Origin of the sequence: Paenibacillus tianmuensis (assembly GCF_900100345.1) — a bacterium.
Lineage (GTDB): Bacteria > Bacillota > Bacilli > Paenibacillales > NBRC-103111 > Paenibacillus_G > Paenibacillus_G tianmuensis.
On the sequence record NZ_FMTT01000039.1, the window covers coordinates 1 to 14,999 of the forward strand.

The 14,999-nt window shown below is 52.8% G+C and carries 14 protein-coding genes and 2 pseudogenes; 1 reads left to right on the forward strand and 15 read right to left on the reverse strand.

The window, feature by feature from the left end; translation table 11 throughout:
* The 12 genes and pseudogenes from BLO51_RS29860 to BLO51_RS21080 all read right to left on the reverse strand — a co-directional run.
* Positions 1–199: pseudogene (locus BLO51_RS29860) on the reverse strand (IS4 family transposase); the annotation flags it as partial.
* A gap of 79 nt (positions 200–278) precedes the next feature.
* Positions 279–632: a flagellar basal body rod protein FlgC gene (gene flgC / locus BLO51_RS21030; RefSeq protein WP_245719760.1), complete on the reverse strand. Its 354-nt coding sequence runs from the start codon at positions 630–632 to the stop codon at positions 279–281.
* A 3-nt stretch (positions 633–635) separates the two neighbouring features.
* Entirely contained in the window at positions 636–1,037 is a 402-nt protein-coding gene (gene flgB, locus BLO51_RS21035) for a flagellar basal body rod protein FlgB (RefSeq protein WP_090674970.1), read from the reverse strand.
* 240 nt (positions 1,038–1,277) lie between these two features.
* Complete coding sequence (codY, locus tag BLO51_RS21040; protein WP_090674972.1) at positions 1,278–2,051, reverse strand: GTP-sensing pleiotropic transcriptional regulator CodY; 774 nt, start codon at positions 2,049–2,051, stop codon at positions 1,278–1,280.
* 24 nt (positions 2,052–2,075) lie between these two features.
* Positions 2,076–3,479: an ATP-dependent protease ATPase subunit HslU gene (gene hslU / locus BLO51_RS21045; protein WP_174551290.1), complete on the reverse strand. Its 1,404-nt coding sequence runs from the start codon at positions 3,477–3,479 to the stop codon at positions 2,076–2,078.
* A gap of 11 nt (positions 3,480–3,490) precedes the next feature.
* A complete protein-coding gene (gene hslV, locus BLO51_RS21050; protein WP_090674974.1) occupies positions 3,491–4,033 on the reverse strand; it encodes an ATP-dependent protease subunit HslV in 543 nt (180 codons plus the stop codon).
* Positions 4,034–4,250: 217 nt separating this feature from the next.
* A complete protein-coding gene (gene trmFO, locus BLO51_RS21055) occupies positions 4,251–5,579 on the reverse strand; it encodes an FADH(2)-oxidizing methylenetetrahydrofolate--tRNA-(uracil(54)-C(5))-methyltransferase TrmFO (protein ID WP_090674975.1) in 1,329 nt (442 codons plus the stop codon).
* Positions 5,580–5,614: 35 nt separating this feature from the next.
* Positions 5,615–7,717: a type I DNA topoisomerase gene (gene topA / locus BLO51_RS21060; RefSeq protein WP_090674977.1), complete on the reverse strand. Its 2,103-nt coding sequence runs from the start codon at positions 7,715–7,717 to the stop codon at positions 5,615–5,617.
* Positions 7,718–7,757: 40 nt separating this feature from the next.
* Entirely contained in the window at positions 7,758–8,861 is a 1,104-nt protein-coding gene (gene dprA, locus BLO51_RS21065; RefSeq protein ID WP_090674978.1) for a DNA-processing protein DprA, read from the reverse strand.
* A 141-nt stretch (positions 8,862–9,002) separates the two neighbouring features.
* Positions 9,003–9,935, reverse strand: a complete 933-nt coding sequence (gene sucD / locus BLO51_RS21070; RefSeq protein WP_090674980.1) for a succinate--CoA ligase subunit alpha — start codon at positions 9,933–9,935, stop codon at positions 9,003–9,005.
* A gap of 61 nt (positions 9,936–9,996) precedes the next feature.
* Positions 9,997–11,157 carry an ADP-forming succinate--CoA ligase subunit beta gene (sucC, locus tag BLO51_RS21075; protein ID WP_090674981.1) on the reverse strand — a complete coding sequence of 387 codons (1,161 nt, stop codon included), beginning with the start codon at positions 11,155–11,157 and terminating at the stop codon, positions 9,997–9,999.
* Positions 11,158–11,468: 311 nt separating this feature from the next.
* Complete coding sequence (locus BLO51_RS21080; protein ID WP_090674983.1) at positions 11,469–11,729, reverse strand: hypothetical protein; 261 nt, start codon at positions 11,727–11,729, stop codon at positions 11,469–11,471.
* Positions 11,730–11,912: 183 nt separating this feature from the next.
* On the opposite strand from BLO51_RS21080, the gene BLO51_RS21085 reads away from it, so the two are divergent.
* Positions 11,913–13,523 carry a YifB family Mg chelatase-like AAA ATPase gene (locus BLO51_RS21085; protein WP_090674984.1) on the forward strand — a complete coding sequence of 537 codons (1,611 nt, stop codon included), beginning with the start codon at positions 11,913–11,915 and terminating at the stop codon, positions 13,521–13,523.
* Here the strand turns inward: BLO51_RS21085 and BLO51_RS21090 are convergent.
* The 3 genes and pseudogenes from BLO51_RS21090 to BLO51_RS21100 form a co-directional block, all read right to left on the reverse strand.
* Positions 13,520–13,912 carry a YraN family protein gene (locus BLO51_RS21090; protein WP_245719761.1) on the reverse strand — a complete coding sequence of 131 codons (393 nt, stop codon included), beginning with the start codon at positions 13,910–13,912 and terminating at the stop codon, positions 13,520–13,522. The two genes, BLO51_RS21085 and BLO51_RS21090, sit on opposite strands and share 4 nt — an antisense overlap.
* Positions 13,891–14,187, reverse strand: a complete 297-nt coding sequence (locus BLO51_RS21095; protein WP_090674988.1) for an EscU/YscU/HrcU family type III secretion system export apparatus switch protein — start codon at positions 14,185–14,187, stop codon at positions 13,891–13,893. The genes BLO51_RS21090 and BLO51_RS21095 overlap by 22 nt, the downstream gene beginning before the upstream one ends.
* Positions 14,184–14,999 (reverse strand): annotated as a pseudogene (locus tag BLO51_RS21100) (hypothetical protein); the annotation flags it as partial. The pseudogene BLO51_RS21100 and the gene BLO51_RS21095, both read right to left, overlap by 4 nt.

Sequence of the window (14,999 nt, forward strand, 5' to 3'; positions counted from 1 at the left end):
CGCAGGAATGAGCGCAGTCAACCCCTGCCCGGTAACCCTCCCATTGTTGATGGGCAGCCGTGCACCAATATTGCAACAAGTCATATACCGTAAACTTACGGGCTTTGTCTTCATAACCTATCATTTGCACAATTGATTTGACTTCTTCAAGACTCAGAATGGATTGAAGAACGGATGGAATCGTGATACAATTTTTCATGAGATCGCCTCTTTCTCGAATCGCTTGGTGGTACAAACGATTCTACAGCAAAGGCGATCTTTTTTCTACCATTTAGTGGTTAATCAACAGGCCTGACATTGGGCAAAAGTACCATGCCGTTCTCGTCCGCATCCGGATGCGTCGGGTCGTAATGCTGCCTAAAAGGAGAAGGATCGTCGATCACTTGAGTTACCCGTACGCCGTTCCCGGCACCCGAATTTTTACCGGACATGGCATTGGCAAACGACTCGGCGAAATTTTGCTGTTTTGGTTCGAAAGACACCAGTTTGCGATGATACGGAACCCATTTGCCGTTCACCATCTGTGCTCTTGTCGAGTCCGCATTGGCGATGTTGGACGAAATAACGTCCATCCGGAAGCGCTGTGCTGTTAATGCGGAAGAACTGATGTCAAATCCGTTTGTAAGTCTCATTCGTTACACTCTCCCGCCGATAGCTGTTCTGATTTTTTTGATTTCACCGCTGACTTGCTGGACCATGACGTTGTATCGAAGTTGGTTTTTGGCCATGAGCGCCATTTCGTAATCGATATCGACGTTATTCAAGTTGTTGTTAACCATGGACTGGTTGTCACGAACGATTTGCGGTTCCGGCTTTGGCGGGCGGCCGATATAAAAATGTCTCGGGTCGGTCCGATACCCTTCAATTCCGGCTCCGCTCATTTCCTGCTGCAGCAGTTCTTCAAAACGAACATCCGACCGTTTGAAAAAGGGCGTGTCGACATTTGCCACATTGTCTGCAATCACTTTCTGCCTGAGTGCAGCGGCGTCAAGGGCACGCTCCAGCGTTTGAAATGAGGGCTTGTTTAAAATATTCATGCGTTGACTCCCACTTTCCAAGGATGATACTGAATCTAGTTATTCAACAAGATAACGTAATATCCTCCTTCCTTCGACATCTAAACATAAAAAAAATACAAAGCAGTTTGTCGGAAATTGTAGTAAAAGAGAACTACATCTATATTGAGAGATCTTGGAAATGAATACAATATGAAAAAAGCCCTATATTTGCATATAGAGCTCATAATGTTAAATATTTCACGTTTTTGAGAATGCTAGCTATGCTTTCATGTTTTGGATACCGGCCATCAATTGATCGTTCAAAATACGAATGTACGTTCCCTTCATGCCAAGCGAACGCGTTTCAATGACACCGGCGCTTTCCAGCTTGCGCAGGGCATTGACAATCACCGAACGGGTAATCCCTACGCGATCCGCGATTTTGCTGGCCACAAGGAGGCTTTCCGATCCTTCGAGCTGCTCGAAAATATGTTCGACCGCTTCCAGCTCGCTGAAGGATAACGAACCGACCGCCACCTGAACGACCGCTTTCCCGCGGGCTTCGATCTCAATCTTCTCTGCCTTTTCGCGCAAAATTTCCATCGCCACAACCGTAGAACCATATTCCGCCAAAATCAAATCGTCGTCGATAAACATGCCGTTGCTTTTCGTGAGAACAAGCGTTCCCAATCGTTCGCCACCGCCGATAATCGGGACAATCGTCATGTAAAAACCTGAATCAGTTGAAATTTGTCGAAAAATATCGAAATCGCTGCCTGCCTCTAAATTGGAGGACGTCTCCTCCACCTTGAGCAAAAGCCGGTTATATTCGGACGGAAACCGGTTTTCCTGCAGTACCGTTTCGTTCACGCCGGCCTCGAATACGGGCGTTGTGAACGCGCTCCCCAGCACCTTTCCTCTCCGACTGACGACAAATATATCCGCCTGCAAAATATCGCTCAGCACCGCGGCCATATCCATAAAACTGACCGGGTTCCCCGCTTCCTTTTGCAGCAGTTTATTCAGCCTTCTGGTTTTCATCAAAAGTGTCATTTGTCTTGCCTCCAAAGTTGACGATTACAAAATGTACTGGCTGAGATCCCGGTTCTGCACGATACCGGACAGCTTTTCCCTGACATACTCCGGTGAGATTACGATTTGCTCAAGCGTGATTTCCGGCGCTTCAAAGGACAAATCCTCCAGCAGCTTCTCCAAAACGGTATGCAAACGGCGGGCGCCGATGTTGTCGGTATTCTGATTCACGTCGGCGGCAATCCGGGCAATTTCCAGAATCGCTTCGTCGGAAAATTCGACACGAATCCCTTCTGTTTCCAACAGTGCCGTATATTGTTTGGTCAGCGCATTCTTCGGCTCTTTCAATATGAGCACAAAGTCCTGCTCCGATAAACTACTCAGCTCGACCCGGATCGGAAACCGCCCCTGAAGTTCAGGAATCAAATCCGATGGTTTCGCGATATGGAATGCTCCGGCCGCCACAAACAGGATATAATCCGTTTTTACAGGGCCGTATTTGGTCATCACAGTCGATCCTTCGACAATAGGTAAAATGTCCCGCTGTACGCCTTCACGTGAGACGTCAGGCCCACTTCCGCGGCTGGAGCTGCATATCTTGTCGATCTCGTCGATGAAAATGATGCCTCCCTGCTCAGCCCGCTTCACCGCTTCCTGGATCACTTCGTCCATATCCAGCAGCTTTTGGGCTTCCTCTTGCAGCAGCACTTTGCGCGCTTCTTTGATCGGGAGCTTGCGTTTTTTCGTCCGCTTCGGCATCAGGCTTCCGAACAGCTCCTGCATATTCATGCCCGCCTGATCGTTGCCCTGTCCCGCCAGCATATCGAACATCGAAGGAGAGCTGTCCTCCACCTCGATTTCGATCACTTGATTCTCAAGCTCACCGCGCAGAAGACGTTCCCTAACTTCCTGCCTCTGGGACGCAATCGACGAATCCGTTTCCGGCTCCGTGTCTGTATGGCCCGCGTTCTGCTGGCCAAACAGCATTTCCAGCGGATTGCGCTGGCCCCGGTGCTTGGAAGGACTAGGTACAAGGATGGATACGATCCGGTCGTGAACCATTTGTTCCGCACGGTCCTTAAGCTTATCGGTTTTCTCCGCTTTTACCATGCGAATCGACGTTTCCACCAAGTCCCGGACCATCGACTCGACATCGCGTCCGACGTATCCGACTTCTGTAAATTTGGTCGCCTCGACTTTGATAAACGGCGCATTCACCAGCTTTGCCATACGGCGGGCGATTTCCGTCTTGCCGACGCCCGTCGGTCCGATCATTAACAGGTTCTTTGGTGCGATCTCGTCGCGGAGCGATTCTTCGAGCAGGCTCCGGCGGTACCGGTTGCGCAGCGCGACGGCAACGGACTTCTTGGCCTGCTTCTGTCCGACGATATACTTATCCAATTCGGCTACGATTTCTCTGGGGGTTAAGGCTATTTGCTTCAACGTCATAACCTCCTGGATTATTCGATTTCTTCGACAATGATATTATGATTCGTAAACACGCAAATCTCGGCCGCCATCGTAAGCGCGGCATGGGCGATTTCCTTCGCGCTCATCTCCGGCGCATAACGGTGCAGCGCCCGGCCGGCGGCGAGCGCAAAGTTGCCGCCGGAACCGATCGCCAGGATGCCGTCGTCCGGCTCGATGATTTCCCCGTTGCCCGACAAAAGCAGCAGCCCGCTTCGGTCCATCACGAGCATCATCGCTTCCAGCCTGCGCAGCACACGATCCTGACGCCAATCTTTGGTCAGTTCGACGGCGGAGCGCTGCAAATTGCCGTGGTGCTCCTCCAGCTTCGCCTCGAACTTCTCAAATAATGTAATCGCATCGGCGACCGAACCGGCAAACCCGGCTACGACGTTGCCGCGATACAATCTTCTCACTTTTTTAGCTTGATTTTTCATGACCATGCTGTTGCCAAAGGTCACTTGTCCGTCTCCTGCTATAGCGCCCTTGCCCTGATGGCGGACGGCAAAAATCGTCGTGGCATGAAATTGCTCCATGAGCCCGATATTCCTCCTCCAATGTCTAGAAAGCTTCGGATTAAGCGCTTTTCCGCCCACAATAGCAACTCGCTACGGGCTTCCGGAACTTCGTCGATACTGCATAAATTAGTTGTCTACAAGACGAAAACTAAGCTGTTTCAAGCTTAGTTTGGCGAAGGCTCCGCACTGGCGGAGCGGGATTATATTCGTGATCTATCGTAACATAGTACATGTTTTATTTACAAGGCGAATTGTATAGGTTTCGTGAAAAATTCTGAATTTTCTCAATTGCACGCGTGGCAATTTTTTCATACTTCAGCTTCTTGTTTTTGATCTTCTCGTCCAGCGGCGCGAATAGCCCGAAGTTGGCGTTCATTGGCTGAAAATGTTTGAAATCCGCCGTCGTGATGTATTGCGCCATACTGCCGAGCGCGGTATCCGGAGGCAGCACGAACAGCTCCTCCCCTTTGGCGTAGCGCGCCGCGTTCATGCCTGCAATGAGGCCCGAAGCCGCCGATTCGACGTATCCTTCCACACCGGTCATCTGTCCGGCAAAGAACAGACTGTCCCGGTCTTTGAACTGATAAGTAGGGCGCAGCAGCCTGGGCGAATTGATGAACGTATTGCGGTGCATGACGCCGTACCGGACAAACTCCGCGTTCTCCAATCCGGGAATAAGGGAAAGTACCCGTTTCTGTTCGCCCCACTTCAGATGCGTCTGAAAGCCTACTAAATTATAGAGCGTGCCCGCCGCATTATCCTGACGCAGCTGAACGACCGCAAAAGGCAATTCACCCGTATGCGGATTGATCAGTCCAACGGGCTTCATCGGACCGAATAAGACGGTTTGCCGGCCGCGCTTCGCCATCACTTCAATCGGCATGCAGCCTTCGAAATAAATCTCTTTTTCAAACTCCTTCACCGGCGCCGTTTCCGCAGAGATCAAGGCTTCATAGAACGCCGTGAACTCCTCTTCGGTCATCGGGCAGTTCAAATAGGCCGCCTCCCCCTTATCATAACGGGAGGCAAGGTAAACCTTGCTCATGTCGATCGATTCTTTTTCCACTATCGGCGCTGCCGCGTCATAGAAGTATAAGTACTCCTCGCCCGTCAGCTCCTGCAAATGCTTGGAAAGCGCAGGCGAGGTCAGCGGTCCGGTCGCAACGACGACTATTCCTTCGGGAAGCGACTCCAGCTCCTCGTTGCGCACCTCGATCAGCGGGTGGTTGCGCAGCAAAGACGTCACTTCGCCCGAGAAGCCGTCCCGGTCGACGGCAAGCGCTCCGCCGGCCGGAACGGCATGCTTGTCGGCTGCGCGCAATATCAACGAGTTCAGGATGCGCATTTCTTCCTTCAATACGCCCACCGCATTCGTCAATCCGTTCGCCCGCAGCGAATTGCTGCAGACTAGCTCGGCAAATTGATCGGAAATGTGCGCAGGCGTTTTTTTCACGGGACGCATTTCATATAAAACCACCGGCACGCCTTGACTTGCGATTTGCCAAGCAGCTTCGCTGCCAGCCAAGCCCGCGCCGATGACAGTCACTTTCGGTAAGACAGTCAACTTCCGTTCCTCCTATTATGAAGCCAGATGACAAGTTAGTCCTGATCATGCTCTTCTTTCGCTTCTTCTCTAAAGTCGCAGGACACGCATTGGGTGAACGTTCCCGATTTGTTTCGTTTTTCGATGAGCATCGCGCCGCACTTCGGACACGGGTGTCCTACCGGTTTATCCCACGAGACAAAATCGCACCCCGGATAGCGGTCGCATCCATAGAAGATGCGTCCTTTTTTGCTGCGGCGTTCGATGATTTTCCCTTCGTGGCAATTCGGACAGGTAACGCCGGTATCCTTGACGATCGGCTTCGTGTTGCGGCATTCCGGGAAACCGGAGCAGGCCAGAAACTTGCCGAAGCGTCCCATCTTGTAGACGAAATGACGGCCGCATTTCTCGCAAATCTCATCGGAAACCTCGTCCTGAATCTCGATCTTCTCCATCTCTTCCTCGGCCACTTCAAGCCGTTTCTCGAACGACTCGTAAAATTCGCTCAGCACGTGGACCCAATCCTCTTTCCCTTCCTCGATGTGGTCCAGCCCCTCTTCCATATGAGCTGTAAAATCCACATCCAGAATTTCCGGAAAAAATTCGATCATCAGCTGAATAACCAGTTCGCCGAGCTCGGTCGGCACAAATTTCTTTTCCTCTATAGCCACATAACCGCGCTTTTGGATGGTTTCGAGGGTCGGAGCGTACGTACTTGGACGTCCGATGCCCATTTCTTCCAACGCCTTAACCAAACGCGCTTCCGTAAAACGCGGCGGAGGCTGCGTAAAATGCTGCTTCGGATCGATCTGCTGCTTTTTTACCTTGTCCCCTTCTTTCAGAGGCGGAAGCAGTTTATCGTCATCCCCGGTATCTGCCGCAGCATCGTCGTTGCCTTCCACATACACCTTCATAAAGCCGTGGAACTTCACCTTCGAACCGACGGCCCGGAAAATCGTGTTGGCGGCCGTTAAATCGACGGTCATCGTATCCAGGACTGCGGAAGCCATCTGGCTCGCAACGAAGCGCTCCCAGACGAGCTTATAGAGGCGATATTGATCGCGGCTCAAGTGCCCCTTGATCTGATCCGGCTCGCGCAGCACCGAGCTCGGACGAATCGCTTCGTGCGCGTCCTGCGTGTTCGAATTTTTCTTCGTATAGACGCGCGGCGTTTCGGGATAAAAGGACTCCCCGAATTTTTGCACGATGTAGTCTTTCGCTTCTTCCTGGGCGACAGGGGAAATCCGCGTCGAATCGGTACGCATATACGTAATCAAGCCGACCGTACCTTCGCTGCCGATATCGATTCCTTCATATAATTGCTGTGCTACGGACATCGTCTTGGCCGCGCGAAAGTTTAATTTGCGGGCTGCCTCCTGCTGGAGCGAGCTTGTAATGAACGGAGGGGACGGATTGCGGAGACGCTCCTTTTCCTTGACTTCGCTTACAATAAAATCGGCCTGCTGAATCGCGGCCAGGACGGCGTTCACTTCCGCTTCGTTCTTCAACTCTTTCTTTTTGCTGTCCAAGCAGTAAAACTTCGCTTCAAAATCCGCCTTTCCGGAGGACAACTTGGCCGTAATGGTCCAATACTCTTCGGGCACGAACGCTTTAATCTCATTCTCGCGGTCATAGATCAGCTTCACAGCCACGGATTGTACCCGGCCGGCGGATAACCCTTTCTTGACCTTCTTCCAAAGCAGCGGGCTGATTTTGTAGCCTACCAGCCGGTCCAATATGCGCCGGGCCTGCTGTGCGTTCACCAGATCCTGATTGATTTTGCGGGGCGTCTTGAAAGCATCCTTAACCGCCTGCTTCGTGATCTCGTTGAACACGACACGGCATGCTTCCTGATCGGAAAGCTCAAGATAATGAGCCAAATGCCAAGCAATCGCCTCGCCTTCGCGATCAGGGTCCGCTGCGAGATATACTTTTTTCACGCGCTTACTTGCGTCTTTAAGCTCTTTAAGTACGGAGCCTTTGCCCCGGATCGTAATATATTTCGGTTCAAAGTTTTTCTTGACTTCGACTCCGATCTGGCTCTTCGGCAAATCCCGAATATGCCCCATCGATGCTTTCACAATATATTTGCTTCCTAAATATTTGCTGATCGTTTTGGCTTTTGCGGGTGACTCCACAATGACTAACGAATCGGCCATAGGGTCTTGCCCCCTTCGACAATGGAAATATGTATGACCATCAAGGTACGGCGTACACCGAACCCGGTAGTTCGACGATCCTGCGCGTCATTAGTAAATTTATCAGAACTGAATGCAAATGTCCAAAGGTAAATTGGCTTTGCAAAAGCAGCTCGTCGATCGTAAGCGGACGGATCTGAAGCATGTCGACAATTTTTTGCTCATCTTCAGTCAAGACAGGCTTTGCTTCCGTTGTATTCATAATGTATGCCTTTTGATCCAAGGATATCCGGTCTGCGTATTCCTCCAATATGTCTGCTGCTCCGGTTACCAGCTTGGCGCCCTGCTTCAACAGGGATAACGTACCTTCGCTCTTGGGAGAGGAGATGGGGCCGGGAACGGCAAACACGTCGCGCGAAGCTTCCAGCGCCTGGTCGACCGTGATGAGGGAGCCGCTTTTCACCGCCGCTTCAACCACGACAACTCCGAGGCTCAGTCCGGCAATAATGCGGTTGCGCTGCGGAAACAAGCCAGGATGCGGCCTTGTGCCGAGCGGGTATTCGGAAAGAAGCAGCCCGCTATCGGAAATTTTACGGTATAAAGTTTTGTTTTCGGGCGGGTACACCGTCTCAATACTGCAGCCCAGCACGGCTACGGTGCTCCCTTGGCTGCGTAAAGCTCCTTCGTGGGCGGCGCTGTCAATCCCTCGGGCGAGCCCGCTTACCACGCATACGCCCGCTGTAGATAACGATTCAGCCAGACGCTCGGCCGTCATTTTTCCGTAAGCTGTCGGAGTGCGCGTGCCGACCATGGCAATGCACGGGCGGTTTACGATATCCAGTTGTCCCCGGTAATACAAAATCCAAGGCGGGTCGGCCGTCTCCAAAAGCATTGCCGGATAACCGTCATCCCCAAGGACCACCCATTCGATATGCAGCTCCTCATAATGGGATCGCTTGGCGGCGAGTTGAGCTTCGGTTAACTTGCCGAGTCCTCTTACCATTTGCTCGGCCCGGACCGGGGTCAGGCCGAATTCGAGCCAATCGGCGTAGCTGAGCGAAAGGATATCGCATAACTGCGGAAAATGCCGCATCAGCCGGCCAATCGTCCTGGAACCGACACCTTCCATATGATGCAAGGCAAATAGCATGCTTCGGTTGTCCATATAGTATAGCTCACTCCTTTAGTCAGAAACAACTTTCTTCAGTTGTAAGGTATAGCCAAAAATTAAAAAAGCCTCTCAAATCCGTACTCCATACGGATTTGAGAGGCTGCTTGCCATCTCGTCATTGATGCAAAAGGCTGCTTACTTCTTGGTGATGCACTTTTCGAGCAGGCCTTTTTCTTCCAATACGCTCACCAGAGTGGAGCCCATTTCGGAAGGTGTCGGCGCTACTTTGATGCCGCAGCGTTCCATCGTTGCGACTTTCTCCGCTGCCGTTCCTTTGCCGCCGGAAATGATGGCGCCCGCGTGGCCCATCCGTTTTCCTGGAGGCGCCGTTTGACCGCCGATGAAGCCGACAACCGGCTTCTTCATGTTCGCTGCGATCCACTCTGCCGCTTCTTCTTCTGCGGAACCGCCGATTTCACCGATCATGATTACGGCATAAGTATCCGGGTCTTCGTTGAACAGTTTCAGGATATCGATAAACTCGGAGCCTTTTACCGGGTCGCCGCCGATTCCTACGGCAGACGATTGACCGATGCCGCGAGTCGTCAGCTGATGTACCGCTTCGTAAGTCAGCGTTCCGCTTCGGGATACGACACCGACATGGCCCGGCGTATGGATGTAGCCCGGCATGATGCCGATTTTGCACTCGCCCGGAGTGATGACGCCCGGGCAGTTCGGCCCGATCAAACGGGTCTTTTTGCCTTCCATATAACGGCTGACTTTGATCATATCCAGCACCGGAATACCTTCGGTGATGCAGATGACAAGATCGAGCTCAGCGTCAACGGCTTCCATGATCGAATCCGCAGCGAAAGCCGGCGGAACGTAGATCACCGAAGCGGTAGCGCCGGTCGCATTTTTCGCTTCCAATACGGTGTTGTACACCGGAAGCGTTACCGTCGTGCCGTTTTCCAGCGTAAAATCAACATTCGTGCCGCCTTTGCCCGGAACAGCGCCAGCTACCATTTGCGTGCCGTACTCCAGGCCGCCCAGCGTATGGAACATGCCTGTCTTGCCTGTCATGTTCTGAGTGATGACCTTCGTATTTTTATCAACCAAAATAGACATGGTTAAAATTCACATCCTCTAATAGTATGGAAGAAGAAAGGTGCTGCTTCGGAAAGAGAAGTTACTTCACCAGCGCTACGATTTTTTGCGCGCCGTCGGCCATTGAATCGGCTGCTACGATGTTCAAGCCGGATTCGTTCAAAATCTTTTTGCCGAGATCCACGTTCGTGCCTTCCAGACGTACGACAAGCGGACGGTCCAGACCCAATTCCTTCGCCGCAGCTACAACGCCTTCAGCGATAATGTCGCACTTCATAATGCCGCCGAAAATGTTAACGAAAATTCCTTTTACATTCTCGTCGGACAGGATGATTTTGAACGCTTCGGTTACTTTCTCTTTCGTAGCGCCGCCCCCTACATCGAGGAAGTTGGCCGGTTCGCCGCCATAGTATTTGATGATATCCATGGTCGCCATGGCCAGACCTGCACCGTTAACCATACAGCCGATATTGCCGTCGAGCGCAATGTAGCTCAGGTCGAACTTGGAAGCTTCGATTTCTTTTGCGTCCTCTTCGTCCAAGTCGCGGAGCTCAAGGATGTCTTTATGACGGAACAGCGCGTTGGAGTCGAAGTTCAGCTTCGCGTCAAGCGCCATAACGTTGCCATCGCCAGTTACGACGAGCGGGTTGATTTCGGCGATGGAGCAATCTTTTTCGACGAAAGCAGTGTACAAAGCGGTCATGAATTTCACAGCTTTGCCTACGAGCTCGCCCGGAATATTGATGGCATAAGCCAGCTTGCGCGCTTGAAACGCTTGCAGACCGACAGCCGGATCGATGACTTCTTTGAAGATTTTCTCCGGAGTGTGGGCGGCTACTTCTTCGATCTCCGTTCCGCCTTCTTCGGAAGCCATCATGACGACGCGACCCGTAGCGCGGTCGACCACGAGGCCGATGTAATATTCTTTCTTAATATCGCAGCCTTGCTCGATCAGGAGGCGCTTCACTTCTTTGCCTTCCGGACCGGTTTGATGCGTAACGAGGACTTTACCCAAGATTTCCTGTGCGTATGTACGAACTTCGTCGACGTTCTTGGCAACTTTGACACCGCCCGCTTTACCGCGGCCGCCGGCGTGAATTTGCGCTTTTACGACAACTACGGGAGTACCCAGCGATTTCGCCGCTTCCACCGCTTCGTCTACCGTGAAAGCCACTTTTCCTTCCGGTACGGCAACCCCGTACTGTTTCAGCACTGCTTTGCCTTGAGACTCATGGATATTCATTTAGCAAAATCCTCCTATCAGTAATGACTTACTATATGGAATCGACCCTTCCCAAGCTCGGGACGAGTCCACTCGCTAATAAAGTCCGGTTGCCAAACATTAGCATGTCCTAAACGGCAAACCTTTATCATTGTACCACTTTTTTCGAGCGGTTTCCTTATATTTCGTGTTAAGATTTGATACATCTTTTTTATAAGCGTCGAAAAGAATAGTTATTTGGAAAATTAAACATGCACGGCTGCAAAATATGTAAAAAGCGCATCTATCCGATACTGTGCATACCGAAATAGATGCGCCGCGCGCAGTTCCTGTTAATAGTAAGCCGGATTGGTCGGCGTCCCCGCCCGAGGCTCCCGCTCCGCTTGCTTTACGAAACGCATCTCGTTTCCGGTAAAGCTGCACACCATGCATTGAATAGTCGCTTCGGTTTCGTCGATGCGCTGCGGCTCGGCTACCTCTTGGACGGTTCCGGAAATCGCGTCCTTGAAAAAAGGTTGGGAGAAGCTTGAGATTACGCTGAATTTGACACGGTTGGAACGGCAGTTCGGACAAAAGTAAGGTTTTTCCTGCATCTCATGATCACCTCATCGAGTATTTTTGCCAATTGCTGATTTTTTATCCGGAAACATCCCGGAACGGTGCGATCAGGTTGCGCTGGCCGAGGGGACATATTACAATAACAGGGAAGTGAATAGAATACGGCAGATAAGGAAGCACCTTTCGCCATGAATCGACATGGAAAGGTGTGTTTATTTATGTACGGAAAAGTGGTAAGCGCTTGTCTGCATGGCGTGGACGGAAAGCTGGTCGAAGTCGAGGTCGATCTGAGCAACGGTTTGCCGCAAATGATGATCGTCGGGCTGCCCGACGTGGCCATCAAAGAATCGATGGAGCGTGTCCGGGCCGCGATCAAAAATTGCGGTTTTACGTTTCCTTTGCAGCGGATCACGGTGAACTTGGCACCGGCGGATTTGCGCAAAGAAGGCTCTGCCTTCGACTTGGCCATCGCCCTCGGCATTCTCAAGACGAGCGGGCAGCTGCCGGACGAAGCGCTAAATGATACGTTGATTATCGGGGAGCTTGCGCTGGACGGTTCCGTCCGGTCGGTCCCCGGCGTCTTATCGATGATCGCAACAGCCCGGGAGCAAGGAATAGCTCGTGTGATCGTGTCGACGGAAAATGCGGAGGAAGCCGCTTGGATCGGAGGGTGCGACATTCGCTGCGTTCGGCATTTGGGTCAATTTCGGCGTTCCGAGGGGAATGCGGAAGCGGCTGTTGCCGGCGGAGCCGAGGAATTGAATGCCGGGTCGATGGGATCTCTAGCAGGAAGCGGGGTATCGTCCCGTCCCAAAACGGCTGCGTCTCGGGAAACGAGAAAAACGGAGGAGGATTACGCGGACGTCAACGGACAGCTCCATGTCAAGCGGGCGCTCATGATCAGTGCGGCTGGCATGCACAACTTCATCCTTATCGGTCCTCCGGGGACCGGCAAAACGATGCTGGCCAAAAGACTCCCTACCATTTTGCCGCCCATGAGCGATTCGGAGTCGCTAGACGTCACGAAAATTTACAGCGCTTCGGGAAAATTCGCCGACCGGCGGCAGCTTATCCGCGAGCGACCGTTTCGGATGCCCCACCATACCATTTCCGCTGGAGGCCTTGTGGGCGGCGGGGGCATTCCCAAACCCGGAGAAGTAAGCTTGGCGCATCGCGGCGTACTTTTTCTGGACGAGCTTCCAGAGTTTTCACGGGTTGCCCTGGAAGTGCTTCGCCAACCGATGGAGGACCGGTTCGTGACCATCGGCCGCGCACGGGCGGTTTATCGCTTTCCAGCGCACTTTCTGCTCGCCTCCTCGATGAATCCGTGCCCTTGTGGGTATTGGGGGGCGGCGAGCGATCAACAAGGCTGCGTATGCAGTCCACTTAAAATATCGCGTTATCGCGCGAAAATTTCCGGACCGCTCCTGGACCGGATCGATCTGCATGTCGAAGTGCCGAGAATCGAGTATAAGGACTTACGCGGGTCGCAGCAACCTTTATCGTCTGCCGAAATGCGCGCCGCCGTGGAGCGGGCGCACGAAATCCAAAAGCGCCGATACGCTGAAGCCGGCATCATGTTTAACAGTGAGCTTAACGGCAAAAAGCTGCGGGAGCATGTGAAACTGGACCTGCCCTCCTCACAGCTGCTGGAGCGGTCGTTTGCAGCGCTCGGTTTGAGCGTGCGTGCGCATGACCGGATTCTGAAAATCGCGCGCACGATTGCCGATCTGGAAGGGCAGTCCGAGATCCGGGCAGATCATGTGGCCGAGGCGCTGCAATATCGGGTGCTCGATAAAAAAATAAATCCGCAGCCGCTTTTCGGTTAAAAAGCGTTGCGGATATGCTCAAGCTCCAGGACAGCACCCGTCGGGTCCGTTTGGATCGAGATCACGTCGAAACGGACCTGCTTGTCCTGGAGTCGCTGCATATGTATATATACTTGAGCGGTCTCCATCACCTGCCGCTGCTTGCGCGCATTGACCGACTCCTGCGGCGTACCGAAGGTCCCGCCAATACTGCGGGTCCTCACCTCGATAAAAACCAAAATCCCGTGATCCTCGGCAATCAAGTCGATTTCGCCGGTCCGGCAGCGCCAGTTTCGACCCCGAAGCTTAAATCCTTGCCCCTGCGAATGATCGGCCGCCGCCGCTTCTCCGAGGGCTCCAAGCTCCTTGCGGCTGAGCCGGGTTTCCTTCATCGGCCATCGTTCCTCCATTCCTTGGCTCGTTGATCCGAGCGGTAAATATAACTAAGCACCTCGGCAACCAGTTTATAGAGCTCCGGCGGTATCTCTTGATCCAGATCAAGCTTGGACAATACTTCGACAAGGGATGCGTCTTCCTGAATCGGAACGCCGCTTTCCTTGGCTTTCTCCATAATTCGCTCGGCGATTCTGCCCTTCCCTTTGGCGATAACCTTCGGGGCGTCCGACATTTCGGGGGCATACTTCAGGGCCACCGCTTTTTTTAACCCGACTGGTTTCTCCTTCATATCCGAATGTCCATTCCTTTATACGGTTTTTGCGAGTATGTGTTCGGCAGCCGGCCGGCTCCGGAATGGTTAAGAGTCTCGCCAAAAGCCGAAACGGCGTCAGTGCCCTCCTGAACGGCTTTCGTCGGATACGGACTGTATTTCATCGATATAAATTGATAGCCGATGGACGCAAGTCCGGTCGCAATCTCTTCTTTGTGCGCTTCCAGCAGCTCCTGCGTATACGGCAAATCGTTATGAACATGCAGGCTGACAATGCCGTTTACGACCTGCACGTCAACCATGGTATCTCCAAGCATTTTCATGCGCAGATCGAACACAAGCCGACAGTTGCTGGCATCCAAACTGCCGTTTTTGCCTTTGCGCGATTGAATATGAACCGCAGCCGTCTGTTCGCCGCCTGCATGCATGATCGGCACAAACAGCGTGAGATGAGAAAGCATCGCATTCCGGTCGGCGCTTAACATGAGCTGCTGTCCGGTAATTTGCTGCACCGCTTGCTGCGCCGCGTCCTTCAAGCCTTGCGGAGCATCGGAAGCCTGCGACAGCTGCATCAGCAAGCTTTTGAGCGTGTCCGCCGATTTGGCAAAGTCGGCTTGCGCACCGGCTGATGCGTGAAACAATCCCGACTGCGGGGCATCCGGCATGGTCCGCTCCAGCAGCTTCATCGCCTGATGCTCATGTTCGATGCCAAGCGTTTTCATAAGGCGCCCGATCAAGTTGCCGCCCTCTTGCGGCGCTTGTACCGGCTGCGCCGCTGCTTGCGCTCCCGCGCCTGCGCCCGCTCCCGGCTGCGCCGCTGCTTGCGCTCC